Raw genomic sequence first — 8,929 nt, forward strand, 5'->3', positions numbered from 1 at the left:
AGGTGGCCCGGGAGAGGGGCCAGAGCCGGGTGCCGGTGCCGCCGCAGAGGATCACAGGGGTGACATGCGGGGGGCGGGGACGCTTGTCTATTCCACTTGGCGGCGTTGGCGGCACCACTGAATCCTTGAGTTAGTGGTATCTCAGCAGATTGGGGGCGGGTCACCGGCGTGTCCACTGGCACAGAACCCAGGCCGGGCCCGTGATATGCGGGTTTTGCATGGCGAGGGGCGTCGCGATCCGTGGGGCCGCAGTTCGTGCGGTGCCTGATGGCTTCGGCAGTCAGGGGGTGGCAGTGGCCCGATGTGGCGTTCGGGCTGGTGGACCGGGCGGCTCAGAGGGAAGCCCCACAACGCTGGCTTGCCGGGTGGTGAAAGAACCTTCGCGTGGTGGAGCTGTGGTGGCAGCCGGATCCTCACCGCCGGTGAGCACCGTCATGCCGCCGTCAGTTCCATGGGAGTCAACCCAGACAGGTCAAGAGACTGCCGGGCCTGCCACAGGTCATAGCTGTCTTGCATCGCCAGCACCCGCGACAACCGCAGTGCATCAGGCGACACGCTGCTTTTGCCAGCCACCAGTCGCTGCACGGTGGCTGCTGAAACGCCCAGGCGTTCGGCAACATGCTGGCAGACAGATCCATGTCTTCGATCTGGTTTGCCGCATGCAGGGCTGCAAGTTGCAGCCGCAGCTTGCGCGCCAACGGTGCCTGAAGTCCTGCGGTGCTGCCGGTTTCGAAAAACTGCCGCAGCCCGTTGCGCAACGAGGGGCAGCGAGGGGCAGCGAGAGCAGCTTCGCGGCGTTCCACTGGTCAGTTCAGCGCGCTCGAAGTGACGGCAGGCTTTCCACCTCTGCGACGACCAGGGGTGAGGGTCATCCAGGCCTCGAGCTCGTCCGGCCCCGTGAACTCCAGCTGGGCCTCTGCCAAGGCTTCCAGTTGTTCCAGCGGCAGAGGCCTGGCCAGGGGGCTACGGCGATTCTGCTGGACTTCTGCCCGAGCCTCCATTGACTGGACCCGCAGTCAGCTCAGTGCGAGAATGGTGCCTTGAGGTTGGATCCATGATCGAATCAGATCGAGAACTCCTGAGATTGCGGGACCTCGCCCGTCGACAGCCCCTGCATCACCGCATTATCCGTTCGGTTGCCAGCTCAACGGCCATCGAGACGCGACAACCGATCAGCAGCATTGAGGCCAAGCTGCTGGCCTCAAGCCAGGTTGTTGTCAATCGCCGCTTGGTAACGCTCGCCTGAAGAGCTGCTTCATCGGTTCCAGATCACGACCAACGCCAGCTCGGATCGCTGCGAAATAGTCGTCAGGACGCCGATCCCATTCTTCGTAGTCCAGGGGCCCAACCTCGGCTTGAACTGCCATCACATCACATACCAGCCTTGCGATCCTTCCGTTCCCTTCTCGGAAGGGGTGAATCAAGATCAGCTCCACATGGACTGAGCTGAGGGCATAGAGCAGTTCATCAACGCTAGTTGGCCGGCAGGGTGTCAACACATCGAGTTGCTGCCTTTGGAACTCGCGCAGTAGATCAGGAATGAAGACTGCCGTTGCAAACGCAAAGCCATCTTTGCTCACGTTGACGGTTCGCTCCGCACCTGCCCATACATAGACATTTCCAAGCCATCGGCAGTGCCATGCCATCAGCATTCGGGTCGTCAACCGCCCGTGAGAGGAAGAATCTGTAAGGACAGCTTCATAGAGCTGGCGGAGAAGGCCTTGCTCAACATTCGCCATCTCCTCTGGGTCTGTGATGCTCAGCAGATTGCGCAACACCAGTCCATTGGAGCCTGGCTCGCACTCCGCTTCGGAACCAGCGATGCGGTATCGATTCATTCAGGCTTCCGTTCAGCCTCGCTGGACACTAAGTACCTGGCGTGGGCGTCCGGGTGGCTTCGGGAGACGCGCTTGGATTTCGGCGTAGTCCAGGGCAGAGCTGCTTAGCTTGGGAAAATCCTGTTCCAGCTCTTCGCGGGAGACGCCAGCACGCAACTGCTCCAGCACCACAGCTACAGGGATGCGCGTGCCACGAAACACAAGTTGCCCTCCTGCACTGTGGCCACTGTTCAGCTGTAGTCGGGTACGACCCAGTCAGGCGAACACCTCCCCGGCTGCCACGGCCTCGGCCAACAGCGGCGCCGACGCATCCTTCTCAGCCAGCATGGGCTCCGGATCGTCCCAACGCAGCATGCGCTCGCAGCTCTTGCTCCAGAAGCCGCTCGTCTTGTCATGAACCTCCGCCTGTTCACTCAGGGTGAGGAAGCCGTGGACAAAGCCCACCGGCACCCAGAGCTGGCGATGATCGCCCCCACCGGGCAGCGCACCAGCTTGTCCTGGGGCTCCGGCCGCTCGGGCGGCGGTGCAAACAAGCCATCGATGTGGAGACCTTCGTTGAGCGGATCCCCAAATGCCAAGGCAGAGCTGCTCAACCTCGGAATGGTCACCCCAACTCCAACCAGCCGCGCAAGGCCAGATCCAAGTTGGCCATCGCTGCAGGCTCGAGCACGCCGATCACCTCACCGATCGCAGCCATGGGCACCGTGAACAGCTTGTCGATCATCAGCTGAGAGGGTTTGTGCAAGCCATTGCCCGGCGTTGGCTGCACGATGAGCCGCACGAGTGGGGCCTCAACCAGGGTGCTCGTCAACGGACACAGCGTCACACTCGGATGATCCTGCAACCAGCGATTGGCCTGAACCACCACCGCAGGCCTTGGCTTACCGGAATAGACCCCCGGACTGGCCACCGTCACCACTTGCGACCGCAGCAAGCCTTTGGTCGTCATGCCGTCCAGTCAGTCCAGTCTGGGATCTGCTCACTCCAGTGGGTGGAGCCGGTTTGCTGGCGGATCAACTGCGACTGACGTCGAGCCTCTTCGCCCCCGCTGAAGCGCTCCACATAGAGAGCGATCGCTTCCCGCACGCAGGTGCTGCGACTCTTGCCAAGACTGAGCGCCAGCTGGTCCAGCCGGCGCTCCAATTCAGGTTCAACCCGTACGCCGATCGCCACAGTGCTGTTCAACGCTCTGTTGAACATTTTAGGAGGTCCGCAAGGCTTTGGCTGGCATTGATGGGCCATCGTTGCTGGAGCACTGGGTGAGGAATGGGAGCGCATCAACAGCGGTCCTAGCCGCATCCTCCCTGGCCTGGTGCGGCCGCAGCTTGAAAGCCTGGGGCGCCCCGCCCCGTCAGTTCCATGGGCGTCAACCCAGACAGGTCAAGAGACTGCCGGGCCTGCCACAGGTCATAGCTGTCTTGCATCGCCAGCCAGCTTTCGGCGCTGCGCCCCAGCACCCGCGACAACCGCAGTGCCACATCAGGCGACACGCTGCTTTTGCCATCCACCAGTCGCTGCACTGTGGCTGGAGAGGGCACACGGCTCGAGATGCACCCCTTCGATGAAGGTGCCGGGGTGAGGCAGGTTGTGCATCTGCATCAGTGATCGTCCTCGAAATCGAGATCGCACACGCCCGATGTTGCATTTGGGTGGGTTGCCCAGCCGGTTCAGAGGGAAGCCACACAGCGCTGGCCTGCCCGTTGCTCCAGCGGAAGGGGTGGTTGGGCAGGCGGGGACCCGCACAGGGCCTGGACGCAACAGACGAGCTCGACTTGATCCAGGCCGAAGGTTGTGTGATCGAGCTGCTCCAGATCACCGCGGATTGAGGCCATCCCCTCCGAGATCAGCTTCTCGGGGCATCTCCTCCACCTCAAGCACGCTTGAGCCGCCTGAAGACCTGCTTCATCGGTCCAGCTCACGCTCAACTGGCGAACTCTGCTCAGCAAGGCTGACGGTCGCCGACCTCTCCCCGGGCCGCTACTGCTTCTGTGGTGTTGCGCTCAACTCAGCCATGAGAAGCCAGCCAGGCGTCCAGGTCGGCCGGTGCCGTGAAATCGAGCAGGGCTTCCGCCAGGGCCTCGAGTTGCTCCAGCGGCAGTGCCTGGATGCGGTCGGTGGTGGCGGCGCTCAGGGGGCCGCAGCGGCGGGCCAGGAGGCGCAAGGTCACCTTGGCTTCGCCGCGGGCTTCACCGCGGGCCTCGCTGAGGCCGAAGATCTCCTGGTAAGCCCAGCTCTGGCTGAGATCGTCCAGCGTGATACCGCTCATCATGCAGATCTCCTGGAGGGTGCGATCGCGAAAGCGTGAAATCAAGATAGCCGGAATCAGAGGCAACACCTCAGAGGCGCGTGTGTCGCTGAGCGCCTGCACGCGCAGGTCGTCGCTCACGCTGCGCACAAGGCTTTCTGGTTGGAGCAGCGAGCTCAGCACCCGCGCCAGTCACCGCTCCAGGCCTGCTGCTGCAGGAAGCGTCCGGTTTCGGCATAGAGGCGGAGCAGAAAAGCTGGATCCGCAGCCATCTGCGCTTCCAGGATCACCGCCGGCAGCTCCGGCCGCTCGGGCGGCGGTGCAAACAGGCCATCCAGCCGGTACTCCCGTTCCTTGAGCACCGGCGCTGAAAAGCTGTAACCGCCCGCATCAGCCGGCAGATCATTCAGGCAGCGCAGGATCAGGTCCGGGTTGCTCTGGAACAGAAAGAAGAAGAGCTTGTCGCTTGCCAATCAGCGCGGGCCGGTTGGGCCTGTGTGTTGGTGGCATTCTGCTGGCGGCACGGGAAAGGATGGCTTCCTACAGCTGGCTGCGGAACGCCTCAACCGTGCTCACCAGCCCTTCCGCCAGGGGGATGCGTGCACGCCAGCCCAGGCCTGCCAGACGGCTCACATCCAGCTGTTTCTTTGGGGTGCCGTCGGGCTTGCTGATGTCCCAGCTGATCGCGCCGCGGTAGCCCACCGCCTCCGCCACGGCCTGGGCTAGCTCCTGAATGCTCAGGTCCACGCCGGTGCCCACATTTAAGAAGGTGAGCGGCTCGCCCGCTGCATCCCGCGGTGCATCCGGCCCGCTCGGATCCCAGTGCTGCAGGGCAAACACGCAGGCCTCACCCAGATCGTCCACATGCAGGAATTCGCGTAGCGGGCGGCCTGTGCCCCAGTAGGTCACGGAGGGGGGGGGAGCCGCCTTGCGCGGCCTCATGGAAGCGGCGGATCAGCGCCGGCAGCACGTGGCTGTTGGTTGGGTGGTCGCTATCGCCCGGCCCATAGAGATTCGTGGGCATCAGGCTGATCGCATCAAAGCCGTACTGGCGCCGCAGCGCCTCACACAGCTTCAGGCCGGCGATCTTGGCGATCGCATAGCTCTCGTTGGTGGGCTCCAGCGCCCCGGTGAGCAGCGCCTCCTCACGGATCGGCTGCTCGGCGTGCTTGGGGTAGATGCAGCTGCTGCCCAGAAACAGCAGCCGGTGCACACCGCTGCGCCAGGCCGCTTCGATCACGTTGGTTTGGATCTTGAGGTTCTCCAGCAGAAAGTCCGCCGGGTAGCTGCGGTTGGCTTCGATGCCGCCCACCTTCGCCGCCGCCAACACCACCACCGTGGGCTGGTGCTCGGCAAACCAGCGCTGTACAGCAGATCCATCGAGCAGATCGAGGTCCTGGCGGGTGGCGGTGAGGATCTGGGTGTAGCCGCTGCGCGTCAGCGCCCGGCAGATGGCACTGCCGGCCATGCCGCGGTGACCAGCCACAAAGAACCGATCCGCCGGGGTGATCAAGAGGGTCATCAGTGCCGGCCTCCCACTTGGTCAAGATGCGGACTAAGTTGATGGGATTGCTGACGAACGGGGGTGTCTATGACCGCTGTGCCGGGGCGCATCGTGAATGTGCATGAGGCCAAGACCCACTTCTCCCGCCTGATCGATGCCGCCCATGCAGGCGAAACCATCGTGGTGGCCAAAGGCGGAAAGCCTTGGGCACGACTGGTGCCGCTTGAGCCACCCAGTGCACGCCGCGTTCCAGGGGTCCTGGCGGGGCGACTGAAGCTGCCGCCCCTGGAGGTGCTGCTGGAGCCGTTGCCCGCGGAGGAGCTTGCTGCGATGGAGCAGCCGTTGCTGTGAGCAGGAGCCATCCAGGTGCGTTGTTGCTCGACACCCATGCCTTGCTGTGGTGGCTGGCAGAGCCCAATCGCCTCTCGCCAGCTGCCCATCGGTCCATTGCTGACCCTGGCAACCGGGTGCATGTGAGTGCGGCGTCTGGCTGGGAGATCGCCACCAAGGTGCGACTGGGCAAGCTGCCTGTGGCCAGCGAACTGCTCGACGATCTCCCCCACCTGCTCGCTGCTCAGGGCTTTGAACCGTTGCCTGTGTCCCTGCTGCATGGCCTCCATGCTGGCCGTTACCCAATGACCCATCGCGACCCCTTTGATCGGCTCCTGGCTGCTCAGGCCGAGCTGGGCGGGCTGACCCTGGTGAGCCTCGATCCAGCGCTCCAAGCCTTTCCCTGCGGCTTGCCCTGGTAGAGCCATCAGCCCTGGGCTCCCTGCTCCCGCTGCATCGTTGCCGGGTTGGTGGGTGGGTTTTCCATCGAGCCCACCACCTTGAAGCCCTTCAGGCGCAGCAGTGCATCTTTGCGGGCGTCTTCCTGGTCGGCAGCCACCATCTCCGCCACCAGTTCCTCCAGGGTGGTGGTGGTGGTCCAGCCCAGCGTCTCGCGGGCCTTGCGGGGATCGCCGAGCAGGGTTTCCACCTCCGCCGGGCGGAAGTAGCACGGGTCGATGCGCACCACCACCTCACCGGTCGAGCTGCGGCCTGTTTCCTCCACACCTTCTCCTTCTCAGATCAGCTCACCCCAGCCCAACTCAGCAGCCGCCAGTTCAATGAAGCGCAGTACCGATTCCTGGCGGCCGGTGGCGATCACAAAGTCCTCCGGATGGTCTTGCTGCAGCATCCGCCACTGCATCTCCATGTAGTCGCGTGCGTGGCCCCAGCCCCGCAGCGCATCGAGGTTGCCCATGTAAAGGCAGTCATCCAGGCCGGCATCGATGCGGGCCAGGCCACGGGTGATCTTGCGCGTGACGAAGGTTTCTCCACGCCGCGGACTCTCGTGGTTAAACAAGATTCCGTTGCAGGCATACATCCCGTAGGCCTCGCGGTAATTCACCGTGATCCAGAAGGCATAGAGCTTGGCCACGCCGTAGGGGCTGCGCGTGTGAAACGGTGTGGTTTCGTTCTGTGGCGAGTGCTGCACCAGCCCATACAGCTCGCTGCTGCTCGCCTGCTAGATGCGGGTGTGGTGGCTGAGCCCCAGCATCCGCACCGCCTCCAAGATGCGCAGCGTGCCCAATGCATCCACCTGCGCCGTGTATTCAGGGGCTTCAAAGCTCACCGCCACATGGCTTTGAGCACCGAGGTTATAGATCTCATCGGGCTGCACCTGTTCGATGATGCGGGTGAGACTGCTGCTATCTGTGAGGTCGCCATCGTGCAGCACCAGCCGCGGATCCTGGTCATGCGGATCCTGATACAGATGATCGATCCGGCTGGTGTTGAAGCTGCTGGAGCGGCGCTTGATCCCATGCACCGTGTAGCCCTTCTGCAGCAGTAGTTCCGCCAGATAGGAGCCATTCTGGCCGGTGATGCCGGTGATCAGCGCTGTTGGCATTAGGGGCACGGGCTGCCCTCAAACTGTCGCATCAGCTCGCTCTGGCTGCGGGGCTGCAGATCGTGCGGCACCTGATGGCTTCGGCAGTCAGGGGGTGGCAGCGGCCCGATGTGGCGTTCGGGCGGGTGGACTCGCCGGCCCAGAGGGAAGCTGCTCGCGGGCTGTCAGGCTTCCAATGGCTCTTGTGGCAACCGCGGTTCAGCGGGCGGGGACACGCACAGGTCTTGGGCTCGAGAGACGAGCTCGCCTTGATCCAGACCGAATGACCGCGTGATCGAGCTGCTCCAGGTCACCGCTGTTCAGGCCACGAGGCCAATCTGCTGGCTTCCAACCGAGTTGTGGTTAATAGCCGCTGCTCCCCGCAAAGTCCGGATTGCCATCTCCACAAAAGCTGGGCTCTGAGCTCCCTAGTTGGCGCATTAGGATGCTTGTATTTCGTTCATCCGTGCGTCTGAGTGCCTGCCCACAGCCCTCGAATCGTGGATGCCGAGCTGAGGGAGCTGTTGACATCCACCGGTGCGGTGGTGATCGAAGGGCCCAATGCTTGCGGTAAAACGAAGACGGCCGCCAGGTGTTGGCGGTGGATCCGGCTTTGTTGCTCGAAGGAGCCAGGCCGCGCTGCTGGATGAATAGCAGGTGGCACCTGAACTCTGGAACCAGGTGCGCAGAGCTGTTGACGACGCTGATCAGCCTGGCCAGTTCTTCCACACGGCTTCAGCTGTGCCAGCGGGTGATGCAAGCCGCCACACCGGCGCTGGCCGTTTCGCCTTTGTGCGGATGCGGCCCATGAGCCTGTTCGAAACCGGTGCTTCCAGTTGCGCGGTTTCGCTGCACCATTTGTTCGCGGGCCATGGGCCGGTCGTGGCCGATCCTGGTCTCAACATTCACGACCTCAGCGCGTTGATCGATCGCCCGAGGCGGTTGGCCGGCTCAGCAGGTCCGATCGCTATTTCCATGGTCGCCACTATCGACCTCCACTGGGTCGGCACTTCCCACACCTGGCATCCCAGTGGGCTGTACCACTCGATCTTTAGTGGCACTGGACAGCCGCACCCATGCACGCTTACACGGTGGATCTTCAGCCGGTTCACACCTCGCGGCGCAACCGCAATGCGGTGGTCCTGAGCTGCGCCTGAATGGGCGGCTGCTTCGATCCTTGGATCATTCCGCCCACCGCCGCTCAGCAGGAAACCCTCCGCTAGGAGGCGGCCGCCGTGGCCCGCAGCGGCAGATGGCAGTGAGGTTCGAGGTGATCCCGAAGCTTCGCAGCCCCCACCAATCGTTCCTGCAGCCCAGCCGCTTCATTGTGCCCAGCCTCCGGCACTCTTCCATAATCTGGACTAAGATCTAGTCAGCTCGAGATCAATCGCAGCGGAGGCAGGGTCCAAGACAATGACGTGGACCCCAAAAACTGAACCAGTCCTTATGAGAGCTTCCCAAGCGGCCAG

Annotated in this window: 13 protein-coding genes and 2 pseudogenes; 2 read left to right on the plus strand and 13 right to left on the minus strand. The window is 63.3% G+C overall.

Annotated elements, in window-relative coordinates; genetic code table 11:
- The 12 genes and pseudogenes from H9532_RS15985 to H9532_RS03025 all read right to left on the minus strand — a co-directional run.
- A partial coding sequence (locus H9532_RS15985) for a sugar phosphate nucleotidyltransferase (RefSeq protein ID WP_366664507.1) occupies positions 1-118 on the minus strand: 118 nt, incomplete at its 3' end.
- 314 nt (positions 119-432) lie between these two features.
- Positions 433-585, minus strand: coding sequence for a hypothetical protein (locus H9532_RS02980; RefSeq protein WP_296365691.1), 153 nt, complete (start codon positions 583-585; stop codon positions 433-435).
- 221 nt (positions 586-806) lie between these two features.
- On the minus strand, positions 807-1,001 hold the full coding sequence (locus H9532_RS15990; protein ID WP_366664505.1) for a DUF4351 domain-containing protein: 195 nt from the start codon (positions 999-1,001) through the stop codon (positions 807-809).
- Between the two features lie 216 nt (positions 1,002-1,217).
- On the minus strand, positions 1,218-1,838 hold the full coding sequence (locus tag H9532_RS02985; protein ID WP_296365692.1) for a Fic family protein: 621 nt from the start codon (positions 1,836-1,838) through the stop codon (positions 1,218-1,220).
- Positions 1,839-1,850: 12 nt separating this feature from the next.
- Entirely contained in the window at positions 1,851-2,093 is a 243-nt protein-coding gene (locus tag H9532_RS15995; RefSeq protein WP_366664508.1) for a DUF433 domain-containing protein, read from the minus strand.
- The gene (locus H9532_RS02990; RefSeq protein WP_296365693.1) at positions 2,094-2,288 is read right to left on the minus strand and encodes a dTDP-4-dehydrorhamnose 3,5-epimerase family protein; all 195 of its coding nucleotides are present in this window, start codon (positions 2,286-2,288) and stop codon (positions 2,094-2,096) included.
- Between the two features lie 154 nt (positions 2,289-2,442).
- Positions 2,443-2,772: a type II toxin-antitoxin system PemK/MazF family toxin gene (locus H9532_RS02995; RefSeq protein WP_296365695.1), complete on the minus strand. Its 330-nt coding sequence runs from the start codon at positions 2,770-2,772 to the stop codon at positions 2,443-2,445.
- Positions 2,773-2,783: 11 nt separating this feature from the next.
- Positions 2,784-3,023 carry a ribbon-helix-helix protein, CopG family gene (locus H9532_RS03000; protein WP_296365696.1) on the minus strand — a complete coding sequence of 80 codons (240 nt, stop codon included), beginning with the start codon at positions 3,021-3,023 and terminating at the stop codon, positions 2,784-2,786.
- Between the two features lie 104 nt (positions 3,024-3,127).
- Complete coding sequence (locus H9532_RS03005) at positions 3,128-3,376, minus strand: HigA family addiction module antitoxin (protein ID WP_366664506.1); 249 nt, start codon at positions 3,374-3,376, stop codon at positions 3,128-3,130.
- Positions 3,377-3,843: 467 nt separating this feature from the next.
- A complete protein-coding gene (locus H9532_RS03010) occupies positions 3,844-4,266 on the minus strand; it encodes a DUF4351 domain-containing protein (RefSeq protein WP_296365698.1) in 423 nt (140 codons plus the stop codon).
- The gene (locus tag H9532_RS03015) at positions 4,260-4,556 is read right to left on the minus strand and encodes a DUF2887 domain-containing protein (protein WP_296365701.1); all 297 of its coding nucleotides are present in this window, start codon (positions 4,554-4,556) and stop codon (positions 4,260-4,262) included. Before H9532_RS03015 ends, H9532_RS03010 begins: the two co-directional genes overlap by 7 nt.
- Before the next feature lie 67 nt (positions 4,557-4,623).
- Positions 4,624-5,605 (minus strand): annotated as a pseudogene (locus H9532_RS03025) (GDP-L-fucose synthase).
- Positions 5,606-5,674: 69 nt separating this feature from the next.
- Here H9532_RS03025 and H9532_RS03030 point away from each other — a divergent pair.
- Both H9532_RS03030 and H9532_RS03035 read left to right on the plus strand, forming a co-directional pair.
- Entirely contained in the window at positions 5,675-5,938 is a 264-nt protein-coding gene (locus H9532_RS03030; protein WP_296365704.1) for a type II toxin-antitoxin system prevent-host-death family antitoxin, read from the plus strand.
- The gene (locus tag H9532_RS03035) at positions 5,935-6,339 is read left to right on the plus strand and encodes a type II toxin-antitoxin system VapC family toxin (RefSeq protein ID WP_296365705.1); all 405 of its coding nucleotides are present in this window, start codon (positions 5,935-5,937) and stop codon (positions 6,337-6,339) included. The genes H9532_RS03030 and H9532_RS03035 overlap by 4 nt, the downstream gene beginning before the upstream one ends.
- A gap of 5 nt (positions 6,340-6,344) precedes the next feature.
- Here H9532_RS03035 and gmd read toward each other — a convergent pair.
- Positions 6,345-7,481, minus strand: a pseudogene (gmd, locus tag H9532_RS03040) (GDP-mannose 4,6-dehydratase).
- Positions 7,482-8,929 lie beyond the last annotated feature (1,448 nt).

This window comes from Vulcanococcus sp. Clear-D1, from assembly GCF_014654725.1.
In the GTDB taxonomy this organism is placed as follows: Bacteria; Cyanobacteriota; Cyanobacteriia; order PCC-6307; family Cyanobiaceae; genus Vulcanococcus.

What these genes read in the sequence shown, in the direction of transcription:
- H9532_RS02985 (WP_296365692.1), bottom strand. Translation starts at nt 1,838, where the DNA reads ATGAATCGATACCGCATCGCTGGTTCCGAAGCGGAGTGCGAGCCAGGC.
- H9532_RS03030 (WP_296365704.1), top strand. Translation starts at nt 5,675, where the DNA reads ATGACCGCTGTGCCGGGGCGCATCGTGAATGTGCATGAGGCCAAGACC.
- H9532_RS15990 (WP_366664505.1), bottom strand. Translation starts at nt 1,001, where the DNA reads ATGGAGGCTCGGGCAGAAGTCCAGCAGAATCGCCGTAGCCCCCTGGCC.